The organism is Secundilactobacillus yichangensis, assembly GCF_016861565.1.
In the GTDB taxonomy this organism is placed as follows: domain Bacteria; phylum Bacillota; class Bacilli; order Lactobacillales; family Lactobacillaceae; genus Secundilactobacillus; species Secundilactobacillus yichangensis.
Genome location: NZ_BOLK01000020.1, coordinates 1 through 21,867, shown reverse-complemented (window position 1 = coordinate 21,867; position 21,867 = coordinate 1). Strand labels below are relative to the sequence as shown.

The following is a 21,867-nucleotide window of genomic DNA, read 5'->3' as shown; positions in this document are numbered from 1 at the left end:
GGGCGGATGTTTAAATACTATATAGCGTTAGGAATTTCAATTGTTACAGAGATTGCCGGGACAATTTCACTAAAGCTATCAAGGGAGTTTACTCAGTTCTCCTGGACTTTTTTGAGTATTGCCGCCTTTTTGATTATGCTCTATAGCCTGTCATATGCGATGCGTGTGGTACCACTGAGTGTTGCCTATGGGCTTTGGTCTGGAGCTGGTACTGTTTTAACGGCTGCGCTGGACGTTGCCATGTTCCGCGTTTCATTTTCACTCGGCGAAATTCTTGGTTTGATGATGATTGTTGTTGGTATCGTATCACTGAACTGGTCTGGTGAAGCTGAAGAGGAAATTGACTATGAATCTTTGCAGGTTGACGAAAAAATGAACGTAAAGAGCTGAGTGTTAACTTGGTTCTTCTTTTGACGAAAATGTAAACAGGCTGTGCCATAAGTTTATGTGGTAAGCATTTCAATCAGCCTATTAGCTAAATATTTTTATGATCGTATTTTAGTTCAACACGTTAATATAGCCTAATCATGCTCTAAAACTCAGATTCCGGTCATTTAACGCAAAGGATGCCTACTCCGACAAAGTTCGCCGGAATAGGCATCCTTTACGTTAAATTCTGGAATCTACTGAGTTTTATCACACACTCCGATTTTTAAAGCGAAGAAGACTGTGCGTCCGCGTTGAACTGATTAACGTCTGTTGTGTAGCCGACTACCGATATGAGATCGTTAGCTTGTAGTTTATCATCGGCATCCGGTGAGAGGTTGACTTTCCCGTCTGTTTTGATAGCAATGACGTTAATATGATAGTTGTTCCGAACTGATAATTCGTTTAGAGATTTGCCCACGAAAGCCGGATTATCGACTTTGATCTCAGCCATGGTAACCTTGTCATTTAGCATGAGGTAGTTAACGATATTGGGCTGGAGCTGGTGGAAGACGATTCGGCGGGCCATATCACGTTCCGGGCGGACGATTTGGTCGGCACCAATTTTTTCAAGTACCCTGGCGTGACTCTCGTTTTCCGCTTTGCAGATGACGTCTTTGGCACCCAATTCCTTGGTTAGCAGGGTAGCCATGATGCTGGCCTGGATGTTTTGACCAATGGAAATGAAAACGTGGTCGAAACTGCCAAGCTCAAGTTCTTTCATCGCGTCTTCATCCTGTGCGTCGGCAATCACTGCTCGGGTAACGATGTTTGTGAATTCGTTGACTTTTTCTTCATCTACGTCGATAGCCAAGACTTCTTGTTTGGCTTCCACTAGCGATTGACAGATGGCACTGCCAAATTGCCCCAAACCAATTACAGCGTAATTTTCACGTTCTTGTTTAGCCAATTAAAACACTCTCCTCTGGGTAACGGTAGGTCGCTTGCTTAGGACTAGCATTCAGTATCGAAAACATGACGGTGTAGATTCCCACCCGGCCGATAAACATTAAAAACATAATGATCAGTTTACCCAAGATGTTTAAGTGGGGAGTGAGTCCCAGCGAGATGCCAGTGGTCCCAAATGCTGCCATGACTTCAAAAGTAACGGTCTGCAGGCCGTCGCTTTTAGGAATTGGCTGGGTGGCGCAAAGAATCAAGGTTGCTGTTGCAAGAATTGTTAATGCAACGAAAATTAGGGTCAGGGCCCGAAAAACGTTTTCTTGGGTAAAGCGTCGGTGACCAAAAGTAGCATCACGTTTTCCCCGCAGTGTTGCGATGCTCTGCAGTGTCAGTAAACCAATAGTTGTTGTTTTCACACCGCCAGCAGTTGATCCGGGCGTACCGCCAATGAACATTAGCAGCATGGTGAATGCAATACTGGCAATAGATAATTGCTGATAGGGTAGTGTAATCAAGCCAGCAGTTCGCGGTGTAATCGCCATGAATATGGTATTCACTAATCGATTGCCATAAGAGACGCGGGAGCTGAGAATGGCTAAGTTATTTTCGCTGAGCAAATAAACGATGAGTGAAAGTAGAACTAGAGCGGTACCGGTTCCCAGCGCTAGCTTGGTATGCAATGAAAGATGGTGCCGTTTAGGGTATAGCAGCAGATCTTGCCAAACCAAAAAGCCGAAGGAACCGGCGATGATCAGTACCGACATCACACTCAGGACGTAGGGATCGTTGGCAAACCCTTGGAGACTGTTGCCGAATAAATCGAAACCCGCGTTACAGAACGCTGATACAGCATGGAAAAGACTGAACCAGAGTCCTTTAATAAGACCATAACGGGGATAAAAATCGATCATTAACAGTCCGGCACCCGTCAGTTGGATAATTAACGACAGCAGCAAAATGAGTTTGATGACGCTAAGCTGGGAAAGGTTATCCAGGTTGAGGGATTCTTGTGCTAACAAGCGGGTCGAAAGTTTCATTTGTCGGCGCGTAAATAAGAACAGCATGACGGTAAAAGTCATGAAGCCCAAGCCACCGATTTCCATTAGGAATAAAATAACTGTCTGACCGAAAACGGTCCAGTGAAAGGCGGTACTGACCAATGTCAATCCGGTCACACAGGTGGCACTGGTAGCAGTGAACAGGGCGTCTAAAATGGACGTTGAATGGGCACCGCGAGTAGCAATAGGCAGGCTAAGCAGGATAGTGCCCATCAAAATAATGATTAAAAAGCCGAGGGTCAATGCTTTGGGCAGCGATAGATGCCGTCGTTTAAAGATTGACATAGCAAGCCCTCCTTTCGTTTTCGTTAATCTCACTATATCGAAAATACTGCCGGTTTGAAAGCAATATGGTGTTGAATTCAAAGTGAAATTACTCAGATGATGAAACAGATTTTGGAAAATGAATAACTGAGCAAATAATTGGCAAGTGCCGTGGTATAATTTGGTTGTACGTATTAACTAAATCCGCTGGAGGTTGTAATAAGATGCTGATACAGCAAGTGTCAATTGAAAATAGCGAGACCTTGAAAGATGTTCGAATCGAGGACGGCAAGTTTGTTGAAATTGCTAACCACATTACGCCCAAGGAGAGTGAGGGCTTGATCGATGGCCACGGGAAGCTTTTGCTGCCACCGTTCGTTGACCCCCACGTTCATTTGGATTCAACCTTAACAGCCGGGGACCCAGAATGGAACCAATCTGGTACGCTGTTTGATGGAATCCGAATCTGGTCAGCACGGAAACAAAAACTGACGATTGAAGACGTCAAAAAACGGGCTACTCAAACGTTAAAAAAACAGGCCAGTCATGGGACCCAGTTCGTTCGTTCGCACGTGGATGTGACCGACCCCAATTTAACGGCCTTGAAGGCGCTGCTTGAAGTTCGTGATGAAGTAAAGGACTTTATTGAACTCCAACTAGTTGCTTTCCCGCAAGAGGGTATTCTGTCTTTCCCACATGGTAAGGAGTTAATGACCAAGGCTGCCGAAATGGGTGTTGATGTTATCGGGGGGATTCCTCACTTTGAATTTAACCGTGAATACGGCGTGCAATCACTGCACTTTGTCAGTGATTTAGCTGAAAAGTATGATAAGCTGATCGATGTTCACTGTGATGAGATTGATGATCCAGCAGCCAGAGGTCTTGAGACACTTGCAACCCTGGCCTACGAAACCGGAATGAGCGATAAGGTGACTGCTAGCCATACTACCGCTATGGGCTCTTATAATGATGCCTATGCGTATAAGCTGTTCCGTCTACTGAAGATGTCTGGCATTAACATGATTGCTAATCCGCTGGTCAACACCTTCCTGGGTGGCCGGTTTGATACTTATCCAAAGCGTCGTGGTATGACTCGGGTTAAAGAACTAACGGAAGATGGCATCAACGTTGCCTTTGGCGAAGATGATATTAAGGATCCGTGGTATCCAATGGGTGACGGCAATATGCTTGATCCGTTGCACCTTGGCCTTCACGTGGCGCAAACTATGGGCTATGACCAGATCATGAGTTCATATAAGTACGTGACTCAAAACGGGGCACGGGCAATGCATGTTTTGGATCACTATGGGATTGAAGTTGGCAAACAGGCTAACTGCATTATTTTGAACCGTGACAACTTCTATGATGCGCTGAATGAACGGGCAGAAGTTTTGTACGCCATTCACCATGGGATTGTGACCGTTAAGACGCGGCCTCAAGAAGTTAAAACGTACTTTGGTCAAAGTGAAATTACTAAGTAAATGAAACGATAAAAATCCCTTAGGATAGCAATGTTTATTGACTGTCCTAAGGGATTTTAGTGGGTTATTCAGGAACTTTGATGACAGATCGTAAACTAAAAAAGTTCTGAGCAAAATCAGAACTCATCATACTAAGCGTGTTTTTTTGGTTTTGACTTGTGCGCACGGGAATCAGTTGCTTTTTTCTTGGCAACGGCTTCCTTATGCAGTGAGCGAAGCTGATCCTTATAGGTTTCAATTTCGTCAGCGTGGCTTTCGTGCCATTCTTTGAACGAAAACTGACTATCGGTATCGCCAGGTTTAAGACCGGTTTGAAGCCAGAATAAAGCTTGAGTTAAACTAGAAAAATTACGCATCCAAAGGGTTTGACCATTCTCAGAATCGAAGGCCACATAGGACTTGTAATGTTTCTTCAAAAAAGTATGTTTGCGAATTTTGAACGCTTCCCGTTTACGCGTTAGCCGATAATCTGGTAGGATATATTGACCAGTGAGCGTAAGCTCGGGGAAAAGTTCGTTAGCTTGACTATGTTGCTCTTTCAACAAGGCATGGGCTTGATCGATGTTGATGAGCTGAGCGTGGATTTCAGACATCAGAGTTCCTCCTCTTGAACAACTGGTTGGATGACAAAGTTCATGAATGAACGTCGATTTTCAATACAATTTATTTACACTAATAACTTTAGCATAATTTTCACAGAATTAGTATGATTGACTACTGTAAAATTGGGATTGTAATAAGAATTTACTAAACTTCAACAATACTTAAAGTGATAAGAGGGTGACTATTTTGGGTAAATATTACGCGGTAAGGAAGGGCCAGCATCCCGGTATTTATACCAGCTGGCCGGAAGCTCAAAAAGAAGTGTCCGGTTTTTCGGGAGCTGAATTTAAGGGATTCAAGACAGAGTCTGAAGCTAAACAATTTATGGGTGAGCCAGCTGCGGCAAAGCCCGCGCAGCCTGAAGGCATGATTATTGGCTACACGGATGGCGGTACTCGTAACTCAGGCAACGTTAAGGGTGGTCACGTTAAATCGTCTGATCCGGCTGCCTGGGCGTTTCGTTTGGAATTACCGAAGACGGTGTTAAGCGATTCTGACGGTGAATGGGGTGCGACTAATAACCGAATGGAGATCATGGCGCTGATTAAAGCGCTGGAAGCACTGATCGACCAGGGTCAGCAAACGGCTGATATCACGTTAGTTTTAGACTCTAAGTACGTTTTAGATGCGATTAATAAAGGCTGGCTAAAGGGCTGGCAGCGGCGTGGCTGGCGTCGTTCGGGTGGTGAACTAATGAACGCGGAGCTTTGGCAAAAAGTCAGTCAGCTGCTCCCTCAATTTTCTAACCTTTCCCTAGTTTGGACTAAGGGGCATGCGGATAATCAGGGTAACATCTTTGTCGATACCTTATTAAATAAAACAATGGACGCAATGGTGAAGACCGGCCGACCAGTTCGCGGTAAAACAGCAACTGGGAAAAAGCCTGCTAAAGCACCTATATCTAAACCAGCCACTCATAATAAGCAGGCGAATGCTAAGCCGGAACCCAAACAACAAAAGAAAGTGGATCAGTCGGTTTCAGACATTCAAAAAGCACTGGAACAATTGGATTTATTTAAAAATCCATAGCCCAGTGCTTGATAGAATGGTTTAGTTTTGCTTTTCCTTATGGGTCACTTTTCTAAAGCGCCGTTCTACTTCTTTACTCCAGAAACCGCCTGACATCTGTGTTGGTTCATTGACCATTACAAATGCTTCGGGGGCCAGTTCATGAATCAGATCCATGAGCCGATGGTCAGCTTTACGGGGTGCTAAGATGTTTAAAATTAGGCGTGAGCCGTCACGGCCGTAGCCCCAAGTTTCCGTTACCCCGTAACCGTTATTACGCAGGTCTTCCGGAAGCTTTTTATTTTGCTGATACTTGGGATCGTCATTATCGATTTTAACGGTAACCTGAAAATTGACCCAGCCTAGAGCAACGTGATCTTCAATGAGAATACCAAGGTAAATACCTAGACCGAAACCAACGGTATAAGCGATGACGTTAACGGGTGAATTAATGTTTTTCAACGCGATTGCCAGTGCAATAACGTAAACGAATTCTTCAAGAACGGCTAGCAGCGGCGCCCATAAACGTTGACGGCGAACAACCAGCATGGTTCGAAACGTATTTAACGTGATATAACAAGCATTTAGAAGAAAAATAGTCAGTGCAAGTTTCAAATAAATCGCCCCTTCTTTCTTTTTGTACTACTACAGTTTAGTGCAAATAGCGGCTGATGAAAGCAATTTAACTCAAATTTGTGACTTGTGATATGCTTATTGACAAAGGAGTGTTCAATAGATGACGACAGAACGCGAAAAAATGACGGCGGGAAAGCCTTATAATCAGTTTGATCCGGAACTGATCAACCGTCGGGTATATATGAGGCAGCAACTGGAAGAGATAAATCGTATTACGGATAATGATGACCGAAATAACCGTTTCAGGGCATTACTAGCTGACGTTGGCGACGATTTTTTTGTGGAATCATCGTTTAAATTCGATTACGGCTTCAATATTCATATTGGCAATCATTTTTATGGCAATTACGATATGACGTTTTTGGATACCTGCCCAATTACGATTGGTGAACACTGCTACTTCGGACCAAACATTGGGCTGTATACACCCGTTCACCCGCTGGATCCAGTGCAGCGAAATGCCGATGTGGAGCTAGGAAAACCAATTACAATTGGTGACAATGCTTGGTTAGGTGGCCGGGTAACAATTTTACCCGGCGTGACCTTGGGTGACAACGTGGTCGTTGGTGCCGGTTCCGTGGTCACCAAGTCGTTTGGCGATAACGTTGTTATAGCAGGAAATCCCGCACGGATCATTAAAACTATTGTATAACTGAATTTCCTTATCAATGTCACACATTTTACTTATTCTTTCAAACGTGTATAATGAAAATGTAAATTCATTCGGGTTACATTTGGAAGCGGCAATTTGTTGCAGATAAAGCTGTTGCAGATGGTCTTTGACCGATCTCGACAGCTTTTTTGTGTTTTTGTACTTTGCTGACCCTTATGAAAATACGTCGGGTGTTTTCAGAGTTGAAAGGTAACAATTTCATCGGTGGTTTCAAGTACATCTTAGCTAATAAAAAGTCATGGTGTACTTCACGAATTAAAGCACGAGACGCAAGGTAGAGGTTTTAACTGGCTCATAAATGGTTTGAATTCGATAACGGGATTCCTATTAGGAGTGGGTTGAGGGCGACCTTTTACAGCCTTGCCGGACGCTTTGATTTGCGCCACACTCTGTCCCCGGTATGTACAATTATTAGAGGAGGAATATTATTTTAAGAAGCAAGTTAATCAACAAGTGGGTCTTTGTACCAACTGTGGGATTATTCTTACTGGCAACTTTAGTGTTAATGGTAGGTGGAAAGGGTCTTCAAACACCCTTATCCGGTCTATTGAGTTGGATGAACCTAAAGTTAGGGTGGATGTACCTTGGTATTTATATCATCAACTTTGTCTTCTTAATCGGATTGGCATTTAGCCGATATGGGAAAATTAAAATTGGAAAACCTGATGACAAGCCGGTTTACAGTGGTTTCAAGTGGGGCGCTATGGTGTTTGCCACGGCGATCGATGCCAGCATTATGATGCTGTCCATCACTGATCCACTAACGGTTATTCAAAACCCACCCTTTCATCTCAAAGCCTATTCACACGCCGCTTATGTGTCTGCCACAATGACTGGGCAGTTTAACTGGGGGCCAATGGCTTGGATGATGTTCGCACCCGCCGCTGTTTTGATTGGTTACCTGATGTATCGTAAAGGTCAACCCGTTCAAAAACTCAGTGATGGGATCGGCATGCTGGATGGTGATAAGCATCAATCGATTAAAAAATTCGTTGGTGGCTTGATCAACGTTCTTGTCGTGATTGGTATTATTGGTGGTGTCGGTTCATCGATTGGGATGGAAGTCCCAATTACAGCCAAAGCATTCTCAAGTGCAACCGGTGTTAAGTACGGTTTGCCGCTGGAAATGGGCTTATTCTTTGTCTTATTCTGTCTCTTTGCTGTGACGGTCTTTAAAGGCTTGAACGGTGGGATTGACCGATTAAGCATGGCACATATTTGGTTAGCCATCGGTTTTCTGGTCTTAATTTTATTCTTTGGTCCTACACGTTATATTATTACTAACGAAGCACATAGCTTGGGCATGCTGATTCAAAAGTTCGTGCCAATGGCAACGAATACGCATCCAAGTGCACCTCAGCAAGATACGATCTTCTACTGGGGCTGGTGGTTGTCATACATGCCAGTGATGGGATTGTTCATTGCGAAAATCTCTCGTGGTAAGACGATTCGTCAGATGCTCATGGGTATGCTGATGTACGGCTTTACCGGCTGTGCTTTGTTCTATGCGGTAATGGGGGGCTACTCACTTTGGTTGCAACAAAATGGGGTCATTAATTTGGTCCACATTTTAAACACTCAGGGTCAAGCTGCTGTCATTGCAACTGTCATTGGGACTTTGCCAATGAAGCAAGTCATGACATTACTTTACTGCTTATCATGTTTCATTTTCTTGGCGACAACCATTTCTGGTTCAGCTTACATTTTGTCGTCGTTCACCAGTACACCGCTGGATCACCGCGAACCAACCCGCTTTAACCGGATGACATGGGTCATTATCTTTATGATATTTGCTTTCTCACTGGTTCTAGTAGGTGGTTTCAAAGTCATTCAGACGATTTCAGTTTTGGCTGGATTCCCGTTGATTGGGGTCTGTGCGGTAATATTGATGTCGATCCATCGTTTGGTCAAGCACGACCACGAACTGGTCTTTACGCCATCTCCGGCGATTACCGAAATGGCGCATCAGCCAGTTACAGTGGAACGCAAATCAGCGATTCATGGTAAGTTGATTTTGTCACCAAATCAATTGGTTAATTAATTTAAAACACTGACTAAATATTGAGTTCCGCTAAAATCGTCTCAGATGATTTTTAGCGGAACTTTTTTTAAATAAGTGGTTTGATAAAATTTGCTAAACAGCGTTAATTAAGGGTGTTAATCGACTATCTGCTTTTAGGAACGATAAGTTGTGCTTTACAGAAATAGAAGAGTGAGGCAAACTGATAGTGGGAATTTTCAAAATTAAATTGAAAATGGGGGAAACAACATGTTGATATGGGCAATCCGCGGCGTCACCTTTGTCATCAACTTGCTGCTGTTGACGGGTTTTGCATTACTATATTCGTGGCTGCAACAAACTCGGTTTCAATTTTCAATTGGGGAACGACTCCGGAATTCTAGTCAAACCGCTTTAACCATTGCATTCCTGGGTCTTTATCATTTGTCTTCGGTTCTTCGAATTATGTCTAACCATGATAGTAAGGCGTTTGGTTGGAGTTATTTAGCGTTTCAGATCGGTGTTTTGATTTTCGCACTGTTCTTTACGCAAAGTCGCTGGCTTTTCACATATTTGTCAGTGACTTTGCTGCTTTGGTACTGGTGGTTACCGAACCTGAAATGGTGGGGATATTTCTTCGTTGCCAGCATGTTAATGATGTATGTTGCCGAACGCTTTGGTCGGCAGATCATCGACCGGCCGTTACTGTATTATCCATTTTGTGCTTTGTTCTCCGCACCGTTTATGTGGGCTAATTGGATTTCATTAAATGGTATTGCACCAGGCTGGTTATGGGAGATAAGCGCTAGTTTATGTATTTCTTATTTAATTTGGTTCATTCATCATCGCTTAAAGTGCCGGGCTGAATGGCAGGCACTGCTCATTCGTGAAGCTAGGCAGGATAACTTAACTCAGTTGAGCAACTTTCGGGTCTTCAATGACGATCTCCAGCAAGCTTTTAAGGATTATCATGAAAATGGCACGCAGTATTTACTGTATACGTTTGATATTGATCATTTTAAACGGGTCAACGATCGTTATGGACATTTAGAAGGTAATAATGTGCTGAAGTTAGTGGCCACTGAGCTCATTCGTTTAGTTCCCAAAATCAGTAATAATGCTAAGGCGTATCGAGTCGGTGGCGAAGAATTCTCATTCGTTGTGTTTGATAGCCGAACCCAGCAAGATACCGCTGATATTGTTGCCAATCAAGTTCGAAAAGCCATTGACCGCCTACAATTTACGACGAAGCAGGGGCGGCGGTTTCAAATCACCATTTCCATGGGACAAGATCAAATTGATGACGAAGATCAAAATTACCTGGATGTGTATAAACGCGCCGACCAGCGGCTGTATCGATCAAAAGAAACTGGTCGTAACCGGGTAACAACGGCGAATGAGCCATAATTGAAAGAGCATAAAGGGATTCATGTTAAAATTTAAGTAGTAAAAAATTATTTGAACCAGAAAGGAATTCGCAGTATGCAAAAAGTAATTATCCCTGAGGTTGCCGATAAGCAAACCAATCAATATTTAACTAAAAAGGGCTATGACGTGCTCACCGTTGCTAACCCAGATGAAGCAGCCATTTTAGCAACAGCGCCAGACGTTGCTGGTATCATGATGTTTGTGTCACCTTTCCCTAATGATTTGTATGATAAATTACCTAACTTAAAAGTTTTAGCGCGCTATGGTGTCGGGTACGACAGTATTGACGTTGACTATGCTGCCAAGAAGGGCGTTTGGGTCACCAACACACCAGGGGCTAATTCAACGAGTGTGGCTGAAAATGCCGTAACCGATATGATGCTGCTAGCTAAGCGCTCATTTGAAGTTTCAACTTTAATGCGTCAGGGTAAGCAGAATGCTGCCAAGCAAATTTTTGGTCATGAATTAGCGGGTTCGACCATTGGAATTGTCGGTTATGGTCACATCGGGCAGGCAGTGGCTAAAATGCTCAGTGGATTTGGTGTGAAAACGTTGATCTATAACCGAACTAAACGACCAACAGCATACGGTGAATACGTTGATTTAGAAACACTATTGAAACAATCAGACTACGTAACGCTGCATATTGCTGCTACAAAGCAGACTGAACATATGATTGGTAAAAAAGAGTTAAGCATGATGAAACCCAGTGCGTCACTGGTAAATTTGGCTCGGGGCTCAGTGGTCGATGAACAGGCACTAATTGCTGCACTTAACAGCCATCAGATTGCTAGTGCTGCGCTGGACGTTTTCGAGGAAGAACCGCTGCCGAATGACAGTCCGTTTTATCAGATGGATAACGTCTTTTTAACACCGCATACGGCATCAAATACCGTTGAAGCTGGTCAAAACATGGCCATGGGTGCAGCTAAGATGATTGACGCAGCTCTTTCAGGTCAAAAACCTGAATGGGCAGTTAACGAACCGACCCTTTAAAGTTTATATTGATTCATTAGCCATGATTTACCTTTTTTATAAGGCTCCTTTTGAATTTGAGCGATTATTTCAAAACTGGTTTTGTGACTAGTTTGGAATAAGCTAAATGTTTTGGAATCGCTTTCTCAAGTGCTACACTACAGGCACAAAAAACAAAAGGGGGATCCTGACAATGGCAATTGATGGATCGTTGTATCATACAGAGGCAGTGAATGAAAAAGGTTTGAGCGGCGTTAGCTTTATTCGTGGTAACGAAGGCTTGGCGCTTGGTGTCAGCAGTTCGTTAGTAAAGGGCGCTGGAACTAACCCTGAACAATTAGTTGGTTTAGCAATCAGTACGTGCTTTAACGCGACGATTGAAATCATTGAGCAGCTGCACAAGTTACCGCATAAGAGTGTTGTTCATACTGGTGTCGATCAATTAAAGGACGATACGGGTTATAAGTTTGTGGTTCGGGTTCAAGTCTTAATGACGGGCGTTGAACATGACCAGGCACAGGCGTTAGTTGATGAAGCTAAGAACTATTGCCCAGTAGCTAAGATGATTAAACAAAACGCTAACGTTTCGTTTGAAGTGGTTGATGAATTTTCGTTCTAAAGAGAACGTAGTAAAGGGACTGTGCCATAAGTCTATATTGGTAAGTATTTCAATCAATTCTTAATCCAAATTAGTTGTAACTGTACTTCGGTTTTTACCGATTGTATAGTCTAATTACGTTTTAAAACTCAGATTCCGGCCATTTAACGCAAATAATGCCTATTCCGCAAAAACCGCGGAATAGGCATTATTCACGTTAAATTCTGGAATCTACCGAGTTTTATCACAGCTTGGGTTAGTTTAAAGACGCTGATGCTTTAATTTTCGGAAAACGTAACGGTCGCTTAAGGCGATGAAAGTACCTTGGAAAAGCAATGCCACCACAGTGCCAATGTTTACCGCCCATAAATGACGCTGAAGTAAAAAACAAATAGCGGTAATCGTGATTGGGACAATGAAGGCAACTAAAGAAGCAATCACCGCGTTACCGCGGAAATACTTAAACCTTAAAATCTGCATGAAGTCGTCGTTGGGATGCAGGATCAAATTAATTCGCTGATAAATGGAGACACCGCAGCCAATCATCATAACGCCCACGATATCAAGAATCACTGATGGCACCAGTGACAGATTTTGAATATGAAATACGGTTAGCATCTGGGCAATGCCACTGACTAAATAGCTAAAGGGGACCATAAAGAGTACGTTGCCCAACATTCGGCGCCAGTCAAACTGGCGCAGCAATAATGCGTTAGACAAAATTACCGCAATCCCCTCAAGTAACAGTATGTTGCCTAGATTCATGCGGAAGAGGTGGGACATATTAACGGCAGAAGCCGTCCATAAAGCACTCCCAAGGTTAAGGGAGACAGTTAGTGCGTTCCCTAAGGAATTGATTATAATGGAGATAACAAGTAGTATACAATCTCCTAATACTGTTGGTTTTCCGTTATCCTGATACAAGTCCTCACTCCTTCATAACGATTCTATTATACGGGATTGTAGCTAAAATGAAAGGGCTACTGCCCTAAAACGGGGTGTCATTCATGACTAAATTTAGCCAATATTCCGGAGTGCTTTTCGACCTTCACGGTGTAATTGCCGATTCATCCCAGTATCATCTCCAAGCTTGGCAGCAGTTAGCTGATCAGCTGGGAATTACATGGACGTCCACGTTGACTCAAACGGTGCTGGGAATGGATCGGCAGGATGCATTAGCTGCGATCCTTGAATCAGGGCATCAGTTTGACCGATATAAGACTGATGAAAGACAGCAGCTTGGTGAACATAAGAATCAGATATACCTTGAACTGATCTCGCACATGTCGCCGGCGGACGTGCTACCAGGAATCATTGCTTTTCTGGATGAATTAAAGGCGAAACACTACGGTATCGTTTTAGCTTCGGCGTCCGTCAACGCGCCGTTAGAAATTAAAAAGATGCAACTGGAAGACTATTTTCCATTGATCGTGAATCCGGCAACGTTGACCCATAATAAACCAGATCCAGAGATCTATGTTCGGGCAGCGGAATTGCTGCACTTAGCGCCAGCACAGTGCATCGGCATTGAAGATTCTAAAACGGGTCTCAGCGCTGTTAATGGTTCTGGAGCATTATCCGTTGGGGTTGGGGAAGCAACTGAAATTGCGTCCGCCAGCGTTAAGTTTGCTAGTACGAAAGAACTGTCGTTAGCTGGTATCCGACAGCAAATTGAACAGCATTAAAAAAAGATCACGTCATTGATGTGATCTTTTTTAAACTACAATAATTTATCCAGATATTCCTTTAAAACGACTGCCTGATTATGGGTTTCATCTTTTGCCCCAAAAAGCATAATCACGTTGCCCTCAGCTAAATGAGCTTGGATTAGTTTCAAAAACTCATCTCGATCAGGGTTAGCGTCTAACTCAGCGATATAACGGGTTTTGAACTCGTCGTATTTTTCAGGGTCATGACCGAACCATTGACGCAGTTCCTTGGTCGGGGCGATGGTTTTAAACCACTCGTCAAGAGCGGCTTTTTCCTTCGAAATCCCCCGTGGCCATAAACGGTCAATTAAGATACGGTAACCATCCATATCAGCTGGTTTTGTGTAAATTCGTTCAATTTTGAGTGCCATTTTGTATCACCTCTTCTATAATTAAATATAGCATACGAACGTTAGGGGAAGAAATAATGACAACTATGGCAGAATTTTTTAGCGGCCGTCCATCTGAAACCATTACCCGTGATTTACTTGGGAAGCTTTTAAGTTACAAGTCACCCAAGGGATTGGTTAGCGGCTACATCGTTGAAGCAGAGGCTTATTTAGGTGTTGCTGACTCAGCGGCACACGCGTATGAAGGCCGCCGAACAAAGGCTAACGATGCGCTGTATGGCGCGCCAGGTAATATCTATATTTACACGTCCCGCGGCTACTATGCCTTCGATATTGCGGTTCAAGATGAGGGTGAGCCGCAAGGGATTTTAGTACGGGGAGTTGAGCCCAAAGATGGTCTCGACATTATGATGGCTAACCGGCCGAAAATGGGTTCGGAGCTCACTAATGGTCCCGGTAAGCTGATGCAGGCATTTGGCATTACCGATCTTCACTGGAACAACACCATGCTTGATGACAGTCCCTTTGAAGTTAGTCTAGAAGACAAGCTGACCCCGGCAGAAATCATTACCTCAGCACGAATTGGTGTCAGCAAACGCGGCGGGCAGACGAACGCACCGTACCGGTACTATGTGGCAGGGAATCCTTATGTTTCCGGTATGCGCAAGCGGGATATGAATATCGAAACGCATGGCTGGTTAACTGCCAAATAGGTTATTTTTCCGTGTATGATTTGCGTGCGCTGTGAAAAGCCGCAGCACCCATGTCGAAGGTTTGGTAATTAATTTGCTTAAAACCAGCGTTAGCGTACATTTCGGCTAGCTTCTTAGCGTTGACGAATTCTGCCGCGGTCCGTTCTAAATAGACATAATCTTGGTAATTGTGAACCGCCAGTTTTGTCATCATTGGAATTAATTTGAAGTATACTTTCCAGCCCAATTTAACAACTGGTTGGGTTGGCTGCGAGGTTTCAAGGGAGGCAACTTGACCGCCTGGTCGAACAACCCGGTGCATTTCCCGCAATACTTGATTGGCATCTGGCACGTTCCGCAGCCCAAAGCCAATCGTGACCACATCGAAGTGATCGTTGTCGTAAGGAAGATCCATTGCATCGCCTTGAACCAGCGTGACGCGGTCGTTCAAACCAGCGGCCGCGATCTTTTTCTTGGCGACTGCCAGCATATCTTTACTAAAGTCCAGACCAACCACTTGGCCGGATGGACCGACTGCTTTCGCTAATGCAATCGTCCAGTCGCCGGTACCGCAGCAGAGATCCAGCACGAAGCTGCCAGGCTTAACGGCTAATTTAGCCATGGCAACCTTGCGCCAGTGTTTATGCGTGCCAAGTGAAATGAGGTTATTCATGCGGTCATAGTTACCGGCAATCCGTTTGAAAAGGGACTGGACCTGTGGTTCTGGTGTGTTATTAGTAAGTGACATAGAGGTTCCTCCTAAGTAAAATTCAATAGTTCAATCATACCAAAAAACGTCCCGCAAGTCTGTTTCCACCTGCGGGACGTTTTCATTTGCTGATTTTTGTATTATAGATACTTAGCGTCTTCAACTGGATCTTGAGAAGTTAAGATCTTAGGACCATCTTTTGTGATGACCAAAGTGTGTTCGTATTGAGCTGAAGGAGTACCATCAGCAGAAACGTAGTATTCCCAAGTATCGCCAGGAACTTGCTTAGAAGCAATTTCCCAGGTACCTAAGTTGACCATTGGTTCGATGGTGATGGTCATGCCTTCACGCAAACGTAAGCCCTTGCCTGGTTCACCATAGTGAGGGACGTTTGGTTCTTCGTGCATGGTCGGTCCAATACCATGGCCGATTAATTCACGCACGTCACCCATGTGGTTTTCATCTTCAACGTAGTGCTGAATTGCGTAACCAATGTCACCGATCCGGTTACCAACAACGGCTTGGTCGATTCCTAGATAAAGAGCTTTTTTGGTAACATCCATGAGGTGCTGCTTTTCTTCACTGATTTCACCAACCGCGTAGGTCCAGCAAGAATCACTCATGAAGCCATCCAAGTTAACCACCATGTCAACGGCAACGATGTCACCATTCTTAAGTAAGAGGTCCTTACGGGGAATGGCGTGGGCAACTTCGTCGTTAACACTGACGCAGGTAGCGTATTTGTAACCTTCGAAGCCCTTTTCTTCGGCCTTGGCGTGGTGTTCTTCAATGTACTTGTTGGCAAACTTTTCAATGTCCCAGCTAGAAATACCAGGTTTGATAATATTGCGTAGACCCAAATGTACACCAGCCAAAACGGCACCGGATTTACGCATCATTTCAATTTCACGTTCTGATTTTATAGTAATCAAGAATTTATGCTCCTTTGTTCTTTTATAAATTCAACAGTTATAATGGTACACCAAAAAGCGATGGTGTGGAAGCGGACGTTTTGAGAGCGGTGTGTAAGCAGGTAACGTTATAAGCCCTGGGCTTGGGGCTTATAACGTTACCTGCTTACATGCAGCTCTCAGTCCGCTGGAACCCGAATAGGCAATGTAGGAGATCAAAACAATAACCTTAAGCATTCATTAAGTTTCTTGTCCCTATCCCAATTCCTTGCTACAATGTTCTGCAACGATATTGATACAAATACCAAAGGAGGGGTTCAATGACATCACCGATATTCTCCTTTTTTGACCCAACGTATATTTTAGTGATTGCTGGTTTACTGCTTTCAATGGCGGCTTCAGGTTATGTTAATTCAACTTATGCTAAATATGACCGTTACCGTGCTCAAAGCGGCGTTACTGGAACCAGTGCTGCTGAGTACATTTTGCAGCAGTCAGGGATCAATAATGTTTCAGTACACCCAATTACTGGTAATTTAACCGATAACTACAATGGAAGTAACAAGACGTTGAATCTGTCTGAATCAACAGCCAACTCCTCATCGGTTGCAGCCGTTGGTGTGGCGGCTCATGAATGCGGTCACGCCGTCCAGGATGCGCAAAACTATCTGCCGATGAGGCTGCGGACTGCCATTGTACCGATAGCTAATTTTGGCTCTTCCATTTCCTTCCCGTTGATTTTAGTGGGTGTGTTAATGGGAATGAACCAGACGTTGATCCACATTGGAATCTTCCTGTTTTCCTTTGCACTGTTGTTCCAACTGGTCACACTGCCCGTTGAATTTAATGCTTCTCACCGGGCACTGCGGATTCTCAGCGATGGCGGTCTACTGACTGCGGATGAAGTACCAATGGTTCGGCGCGTTCTGACAGCTGCAGCACTTACTTACGTTGCGGCCGCATTAGCCACTTTTTTGCAGTTACTACGATTAATCATCCTCTTTGGAGGGAATCGTGACGACAATTAAGCAGGTTTGATTTATAATGAGAGTAGGATAAAAAGGTTGGTGGGAAAAATGGACTTAATTTCATACTTAAAGGATCAAATCGAATTTTTAACTGAACAATTTAAGCAAGCAGAATCAGACAAAGATGTCACAATGAAGTATATTGTTGAGTCTCGCTTGGATGAAGCAAAGAAAATTAAAAAAGCAATTGACGATGGCACAATTAACAGCTTGAGTTAATTATATAAACGCGGCCAATTTGGTCGTGTTTTTTATTCTGATTTGTTTAGGCAACCATGACTTAAAAGTAAGTAAAAAAGGATTTTTATCTCTACAATGTTTTAATCTGCGTTTTACACAATTGATTTTAGCCCTGATAACGCTTATGATTGTGGTATTAAGGGGGAATCAGAAGATGAGCGAAACAACTACTCTATCAGGTCGCGCACGGCTATGGTTCGTGACGACTTTGCTGATGGGGACTTTTACAATGTCAATCAGTCAATCGGCGGTGTCAACTGCCTACCCAACGTTGATGCGATATTTTTCAATTTCTGCGTCAACAGTCCAATGGCTGACAACTGGCTTCATGCTGATTATGTGCATTATGATGCCGGTTAGTCCTTGGCTGCTGAGCAATATTGGTTTCAAGTCATTATTTTTATCCGTTTTAATTATGTTCGACGTTGGGACACTATTGATTATTCTGGCACCAAACTTTCCGTTAGTTCTATTGGGACGTGCACTGGAAGCAATCGGTGTGGGTATTTTGTTCCCATCCTATCAAACAGTGCTGCTCACCATCACGCCGCGTGAGGAACGTGGTGGTGCAATGGGACTGGCAGGTTTAGTTATGGGGTCAGCGTTAGCCGTAGGACCAATTATTTCAGGAATCGTGCTTCGGTTTACGACTTGGCAAGGACTATTTATTGTGTTCATGATCGTGATCACTTTGGTCATTTTGCTGTCGTTGAAGACCATCATAAACGTCATGCCTCAAGTACCATCACATCTTGACTGGTTGTCAGTGATTAGCCTAGTTGGTTTTATTGGGGTTCTTTACGTGATCAACTTGGTTGGGACACCCGGTGTTAACTGGGGAATGGCCAGCGTTATTTTAATTGTCAGCATCCTGTTGTTATTATTCTTTGGGATCCGACAATTACGATTAAAGGAACCGCTGCTTGATTTGCGGGTTTTCAAGGTTGTTCAGTTCAATAAATCAGTGTGGTTGACAGGTTTGTCATACATTGCATTAATTGTTGTAACAATTGTTTTCCCACTGTACTACCAAATCATTTTAGGTGTCAGTCCGTTTATTTCAGGAATGGCCTTAGTTCCTGGTGCAGTCTTCCTCAGTATTTTAAATCCGTTAACGGGTCGATTAGCCGACAGAATTGGGTTTAAAAAGGTTTTATTGATAGGGATGACCATGATCCTCGTTGGCTGGGGTATCCTGGCATTGATTCCTGGTAAATTCTCATTGTGGGCGATGATGCCGATAGCGATGCTGATTGAAGGCGGGAACGCCTTTGTGATGATGCCTGCGACTACTTTGGGTGCGGATGCCTTGCCTAACGAAAAGGTTTCTCACGGGACCGCGGTCATTACCACCATGCGTCAATTACTCGGGTCAACCGGGGTTGCCGTAGCAACGATTCTATTGTCACTCGGCGGCGTTGCCACAGCCACTCTTGGTAATTTCCACATTGCTTTCATTACCTTCTTTGTTCTTGAAATTATTGGTTTAGTTTTGGCCTTAAGTTTAAAGGATAAGAAAGCGAAAGATTAATTCAGTGAATAATTGAAAAACTTAGGTCATCTTTCATTCTAAATATTTCAAAAAAATCTCTCATTTTTATAATTTTAAAAAGCGATAATACCCTGATATGACGGGAAATTATCGCTTTTATTAAATTCTCATTTTTCGGTTTTCGTTCGGCTCATTTTAGGCTACAATAGAGCTATGCAAATTAGTTGCATTGGAAGGAGAATTGTCTACATGACTGAGTCAGGAAAAGTTGAAACGTCTGCGTTATACATGAATCCGGATCGAGAAGTCGCTGTACTTAATTACACGAACAAATATATCTCTGATATCTTTACTTTAATTAATAGTAAAGAGGCCGCGGAGGTCGTTCGGTTATTTTTGGAGGATCGTCATCATACAGCTGAAAGTCAACGGAGTGATTTTGAAGATGCTGATCCCAAAACTTACATCGATACATTGAAGGCAGTGCTGCTTGATCGCCCTGATGCATTTGATACGTACACGCGCGAGGAAATTCTGTATAGCGTTGAAGACTTGTATTCATATTACCGGTCATACCTCAGAATTGGGGTTGTTAATCTGCATGGCAGCGAAGCAACTGCGAAAAACTTCATGCAAATGGATAACAAATTCAACGATGTTGTGATTGAAGCTTATCGGACGGTTGAAGAAAAGCTGCAGGGCTTCCGTAATAAAACCTATCGTCAAGTTAGTGCTGGAACTTCTGCCTGTGTTCTGACGCAGTCGCTTGACTGGCCAATTCCTCACGGCTATGAAGCACTGAAGCCAATCCGCTTTCTGGAGACTTTGATGTTGCGGCCACCAATGATGATGAAGACCCCGTCTAACAAACGTGAGGGGACATTTACGGCGGTACCTGATAACCCAATTGATAAGTTCCATGGATCACGCAGCGAATGGTACTGCTTCCCAGCGAAAATCGGTGAAAGCCTCTGCTACATTTACTTCCATCGTGATTACTTCGTCAGCGGGATTTCACTGGCCAACTTATTTGAAGTTGCTAGTGCTAAAGAAGTTGCCGGTCATAAACCAGATGAAATTTTACTGTTTGGTTTGCCAAAAACTGAAGGTGACGTTTGCCACTATCACCACGATGAAGAAAACGACATCTGGGTTGGTGAAGTGCCATACAACGATAAGACCACTTACTTCGGTTATATGAAGAAGATGTGCTTGACGTTGCATAACCTGCACATGATCTATGAAAACCGTTTGCCAATTCATGGCTCAATGGTTCGTATTAAGTTCGCTAATGGCAAGAATAAGAACGTGGTCTTCTTCGGTGATTCTGGTGCCGGGAAGTCAGAATCTTTGGAAGCTCTGCAGGAAATTGCGGATGACAAGATTTTAAGTCTGGAAACGATTTTTGATGATATGGGCAGTTTTAATCTAACGGATGATGGTGATCTGTATGCCCAAGGAACTGAAATTGGTGCCTTCGTTCGACTGGATGATTTGAGTTCGGCCGTGGCCTTCAATAACATGGACCGTGGTGTTTACTTGAACCCAGACCGGAAGAACGCCCGGGTTATCATTCCAGCAGATCCATATAACCGGGTGGTCGGTCATCACGGCGTTGATATGTGGGTCTACGCAAACAATTATGATAAAGATATCGGTATTCACCGCTTTGAAAACGAAGAGGAAGCCAAAGCAACCTTCATTGAAGGTAAGCGGTTTGCTTTAGGAACTACTGATGAAGTCGGTATGAGTACGACCTTCTTCGCTAACCCATTCGGGCCAGTGCAAGAAGAGGAAAGAACTCGTCCGATTATCGACAAGGTATTCAAGCACTTCTTTGATAAGGGTACCTATGTGGGTGAAATTTATACCCACCTTGGTACGGATAAGAGCAAGGATAGTTTGAATGAAAGTGCTAAAGAGTTGTTGGATGAGTTGTGGAACTCATAGAGCGTGAACCGCGGCGTTTAGATAGCGGCGTGTAAAACAAGGGTCACCTAAATCCCCGAACTTGGGATTTTGGTGACCCTTGTTTTACACATAGCTGTCTGCCGCGGAGAACGCGTTTCAGCAAAATAACAGGAACCAAGTCCGAACTTGGGATTTGGGTAGCCCTTGGCTTACACATAGCTGTCTGCCGCGGAGAACGCGTTTCAGCAAAGTGGTGTTACGAAATGATTAACATTACGTTAACTCATTGTATATCTCTTGATAGTCGTTTGATTTGCAGATATACTATCTTAAAATCAAAAGTAAGAGGGATGATAACGTGCAATTAATTTTTACGAAACTACTATGGTCAACGTTAATGGTTACAGGGCTAGTTGGGTCAATCGTTGGCTTTGTATTACCAATCATCCCAGGCGTTCCGTTCATGGTTTTGATGATCTACAGCTTGAAAAAACTCTCACCGGCATTTCATCGCTGGTTAAGCCGAACCCGGCTGGCAGAATGGTTACGAAAACATCAACCGACTTTAGCAAAGTGGTTAGTTAACTAAAAAGTAATAAAGAGGGCTCAAACAGTTGAATGACTGTCGGCTATACTCCCTCTATAGTAGACAAGCAAATAATTAAAGCTTGTGTACTATAGAGGGAGTTTTTGTATGGGAAAGAAAGGATCCAGATACACGCTGGCAGAAAAACTAGCGTGTATTCAATTGGTGGAATCTGGAATTTCACCGA

Annotated in this window: 23 protein-coding genes; 15 read left to right on the top strand and 8 right to left on the bottom strand. The window is 43.6% G+C overall.

The window, feature by feature from the left end; translation table 11 throughout:
- Nucleotides 1–6: 6 nt before the first annotated feature.
- A complete protein-coding gene (locus JUE95_RS11580; RefSeq protein ID WP_203651792.1) occupies nt 7–390 on the top strand; it encodes a DMT family transporter in 384 nt (127 codons plus the stop codon).
- 262 nt (nt 391–652) lie between these two features.
- Here the strand turns inward: JUE95_RS11580 and JUE95_RS11575 are convergent, their stop codons facing one another.
- Nucleotides 653–1,336 carry a potassium channel family protein gene (locus JUE95_RS11575; RefSeq protein ID WP_203651790.1) on the bottom strand — a complete coding sequence of 228 codons (684 nt, stop codon included), beginning with the start codon at nt 1,334–1,336 and terminating at the stop codon, nt 653–655.
- Complete coding sequence (locus JUE95_RS11570; RefSeq protein ID WP_203651788.1) at nt 1,329–2,672, bottom strand: TrkH family potassium uptake protein; 1,344 nt, start codon at nt 2,670–2,672, stop codon at nt 1,329–1,331. Before JUE95_RS11570 ends, JUE95_RS11575 begins: the two co-directional genes overlap by 8 nt.
- Nucleotides 2,673–2,875: 203 nt before the next feature.
- On the opposite strand from JUE95_RS11570, the gene codA reads away from it, so the two are divergent.
- Nucleotides 2,876–4,132 carry a cytosine deaminase gene (gene codA / locus JUE95_RS11565; RefSeq protein WP_203651786.1) on the top strand — a complete coding sequence of 419 codons (1,257 nt, stop codon included), beginning with the start codon at nt 2,876–2,878 and terminating at the stop codon, nt 4,130–4,132.
- Between the two features lie 131 nt (nt 4,133–4,263).
- Here the strand turns inward: codA and JUE95_RS11560 are convergent, their stop codons facing one another.
- Nucleotides 4,264–4,725, bottom strand: a complete 462-nt coding sequence (locus JUE95_RS11560; protein ID WP_203651784.1) for a hypothetical protein — start codon at nt 4,723–4,725, stop codon at nt 4,264–4,266.
- 193 nt (nt 4,726–4,918) lie between these two features.
- Between JUE95_RS11560 and JUE95_RS11555 the strand changes: the two genes are divergently transcribed.
- A complete protein-coding gene (locus JUE95_RS11555; protein WP_203651831.1) occupies nt 4,919–5,764 on the top strand; it encodes a ribonuclease H family protein in 846 nt (281 codons plus the stop codon).
- A 21-nt stretch (nt 5,765–5,785) separates the two neighbouring features.
- On the opposite strand, the gene JUE95_RS11550 is transcribed toward JUE95_RS11555, so the two are convergent.
- Entirely contained in the window at nt 5,786–6,358 is a 573-nt protein-coding gene (locus tag JUE95_RS11550; RefSeq protein WP_203651782.1) for a DUF2179 domain-containing protein, read from the bottom strand.
- 121 nt (nt 6,359–6,479) lie between these two features.
- Between JUE95_RS11550 and JUE95_RS11545 the strand changes: the two genes are divergently transcribed.
- From JUE95_RS11545 to JUE95_RS11525, 5 genes are all read left to right on the top strand, one after another.
- On the top strand, nt 6,480–7,031 hold the full coding sequence (locus tag JUE95_RS11545; protein ID WP_203651780.1) for a sugar O-acetyltransferase: 552 nt from the start codon (nt 6,480–6,482) through the stop codon (nt 7,029–7,031).
- 445 nt (nt 7,032–7,476) lie between these two features.
- Nucleotides 7,477–9,093, top strand: coding sequence for a BCCT family transporter (locus JUE95_RS11540; protein WP_308440907.1), 1,617 nt, complete (start codon nt 7,477–7,479; stop codon nt 9,091–9,093).
- 228 nt (nt 9,094–9,321) lie between these two features.
- Entirely contained in the window at nt 9,322–10,458 is a 1,137-nt protein-coding gene (locus JUE95_RS11535; protein ID WP_203651778.1) for a GGDEF domain-containing protein, read from the top strand.
- Between the two features lie 75 nt (nt 10,459–10,533).
- Nucleotides 10,534–11,475, top strand: a complete 942-nt coding sequence (locus tag JUE95_RS11530; protein ID WP_203651776.1) for a phosphoglycerate dehydrogenase — start codon at nt 10,534–10,536, stop codon at nt 11,473–11,475.
- A 172-nt stretch (nt 11,476–11,647) separates the two neighbouring features.
- On the top strand, nt 11,648–12,073 hold the full coding sequence (locus JUE95_RS11525; RefSeq protein WP_203651774.1) for an OsmC family protein: 426 nt from the start codon (nt 11,648–11,650) through the stop codon (nt 12,071–12,073).
- A gap of 240 nt (nt 12,074–12,313) precedes the next feature.
- Here JUE95_RS11525 and JUE95_RS11520 read toward each other — a convergent pair whose 3' ends face one another.
- Entirely contained in the window at nt 12,314–12,976 is a 663-nt protein-coding gene (locus JUE95_RS11520; protein ID WP_203651772.1) for a DUF6198 family protein, read from the bottom strand.
- An 83-nt stretch (nt 12,977–13,059) separates the two neighbouring features.
- Between JUE95_RS11520 and pgmB the strand changes: the two genes are divergently transcribed.
- Entirely contained in the window at nt 13,060–13,737 is a 678-nt protein-coding gene (gene pgmB / locus JUE95_RS11515; protein WP_203651770.1) for a beta-phosphoglucomutase, read from the top strand.
- 35 nt (nt 13,738–13,772) lie between these two features.
- Here pgmB and JUE95_RS11510 read toward each other — a convergent pair whose 3' ends face one another.
- Nucleotides 13,773–14,132 (bottom strand): DUF488 domain-containing protein, encoded by a 360-nt coding sequence (locus tag JUE95_RS11510; RefSeq protein WP_203651762.1) that lies wholly within the window; start codon nt 14,130–14,132, stop codon nt 13,773–13,775.
- Nucleotides 14,133–14,188: 56 nt separating this feature from the next.
- Here JUE95_RS11510 and JUE95_RS11505 point away from each other — a divergent pair, with 56 nt between their 5' ends.
- Nucleotides 14,189–14,824, top strand: a complete 636-nt coding sequence (locus JUE95_RS11505; protein ID WP_203651760.1) for a DNA-3-methyladenine glycosylase — start codon at nt 14,189–14,191, stop codon at nt 14,822–14,824.
- A 1-nt stretch (nt 14,825) separates the two neighbouring features.
- On the opposite strand, the gene JUE95_RS11500 is transcribed toward JUE95_RS11505, so the two are convergent.
- Both JUE95_RS11500 and map read right to left on the bottom strand, forming a co-directional pair.
- Nucleotides 14,826–15,551: a demethylmenaquinone methyltransferase gene (locus JUE95_RS11500; RefSeq protein WP_203651758.1), complete on the bottom strand. Its 726-nt coding sequence runs from the start codon at nt 15,549–15,551 to the stop codon at nt 14,826–14,828.
- A gap of 101 nt (nt 15,552–15,652) precedes the next feature.
- A complete protein-coding gene (gene map, locus JUE95_RS11495) occupies nt 15,653–16,444 on the bottom strand; it encodes a type I methionyl aminopeptidase (RefSeq protein WP_203651756.1) in 792 nt (263 codons plus the stop codon).
- 299 nt (nt 16,445–16,743) lie between these two features.
- Here map and JUE95_RS11490 point away from each other — a divergent pair, with 299 nt between their 5' ends.
- From JUE95_RS11490 to JUE95_RS11470, 5 genes are all read left to right on the top strand, one after another.
- On the top strand, nt 16,744–17,451 hold the full coding sequence (locus tag JUE95_RS11490; protein WP_203651750.1) for a zinc metallopeptidase: 708 nt from the start codon (nt 16,744–16,746) through the stop codon (nt 17,449–17,451).
- A 48-nt stretch (nt 17,452–17,499) separates the two neighbouring features.
- Complete coding sequence (locus JUE95_RS11485; protein ID WP_203651748.1) at nt 17,500–17,670, top strand: hypothetical protein; 171 nt, start codon at nt 17,500–17,502, stop codon at nt 17,668–17,670.
- 175 nt (nt 17,671–17,845) lie between these two features.
- Nucleotides 17,846–19,222: an MFS transporter gene (locus JUE95_RS11480; protein ID WP_203651746.1), complete on the top strand. Its 1,377-nt coding sequence runs from the start codon at nt 17,846–17,848 to the stop codon at nt 19,220–19,222.
- Nucleotides 19,223–19,432: 210 nt separating this feature from the next.
- Nucleotides 19,433–21,133: a phosphoenolpyruvate carboxykinase gene (locus tag JUE95_RS11475; RefSeq protein ID WP_203651745.1), complete on the top strand. Its 1,701-nt coding sequence runs from the start codon at nt 19,433–19,435 to the stop codon at nt 21,131–21,133.
- A gap of 319 nt (nt 21,134–21,452) precedes the next feature.
- Nucleotides 21,453–21,683, top strand: a complete 231-nt coding sequence (locus JUE95_RS11470) for a YbaN family protein (protein WP_203651743.1) — start codon at nt 21,453–21,455, stop codon at nt 21,681–21,683.
- Nucleotides 21,684–21,867 lie beyond the last annotated feature (184 nt).

What these genes read in the sequence shown, in the direction of transcription:
- JUE95_RS11580 (WP_203651792.1), top strand. Translation starts at nt 7, where the DNA reads ATGTTTAAATACTATATAGCGTTAGGAATTTCAATTGTTACAGAGATT.
- JUE95_RS11570 (WP_203651788.1), bottom strand. Translation starts at nt 2,672, where the DNA reads ATGTCAATCTTTAAACGACGGCATCTATCGCTGCCCAAAGCATTGACC.
- codA (WP_203651786.1), top strand. Translation starts at nt 2,876, where the DNA reads ATGCTGATACAGCAAGTGTCAATTGAAAATAGCGAGACCTTGAAAGAT.
- JUE95_RS11560 (WP_203651784.1), bottom strand. Translation starts at nt 4,725, where the DNA reads ATGTCTGAAATCCACGCTCAGCTCATCAACATCGATCAAGCCCATGCC.
- JUE95_RS11545 (WP_203651780.1), top strand. Translation starts at nt 6,480, where the DNA reads ATGACGACAGAACGCGAAAAAATGACGGCGGGAAAGCCTTATAATCAG.
- JUE95_RS11535 (WP_203651778.1), top strand. Translation starts at nt 9,322, where the DNA reads ATGTTGATATGGGCAATCCGCGGCGTCACCTTTGTCATCAACTTGCTG.
- JUE95_RS11530 (WP_203651776.1), top strand. Translation starts at nt 10,534, where the DNA reads ATGCAAAAAGTAATTATCCCTGAGGTTGCCGATAAGCAAACCAATCAA.
- JUE95_RS11525 (WP_203651774.1), top strand. Translation starts at nt 11,648, where the DNA reads ATGGCAATTGATGGATCGTTGTATCATACAGAGGCAGTGAATGAAAAA.
- pgmB (WP_203651770.1), top strand. Translation starts at nt 13,060, where the DNA reads ATGACTAAATTTAGCCAATATTCCGGAGTGCTTTTCGACCTTCACGGT.
- JUE95_RS11510 (WP_203651762.1), bottom strand. Translation starts at nt 14,132, where the DNA reads ATGGCACTCAAAATTGAACGAATTTACACAAAACCAGCTGATATGGAT.
- JUE95_RS11505 (WP_203651760.1), top strand. Translation starts at nt 14,189, where the DNA reads ATGACAACTATGGCAGAATTTTTTAGCGGCCGTCCATCTGAAACCATT.
- JUE95_RS11500 (WP_203651758.1), bottom strand. Translation starts at nt 15,551, where the DNA reads ATGTCACTTACTAATAACACACCAGAACCACAGGTCCAGTCCCTTTTC.
- JUE95_RS11490 (WP_203651750.1), top strand. Translation starts at nt 16,744, where the DNA reads ATGACATCACCGATATTCTCCTTTTTTGACCCAACGTATATTTTAGTG.
- JUE95_RS11485 (WP_203651748.1), top strand. Translation starts at nt 17,500, where the DNA reads ATGGACTTAATTTCATACTTAAAGGATCAAATCGAATTTTTAACTGAA.
- JUE95_RS11480 (WP_203651746.1), top strand. Translation starts at nt 17,846, where the DNA reads ATGAGCGAAACAACTACTCTATCAGGTCGCGCACGGCTATGGTTCGTG.
- JUE95_RS11475 (WP_203651745.1), top strand. Translation starts at nt 19,433, where the DNA reads ATGACTGAGTCAGGAAAAGTTGAAACGTCTGCGTTATACATGAATCCG.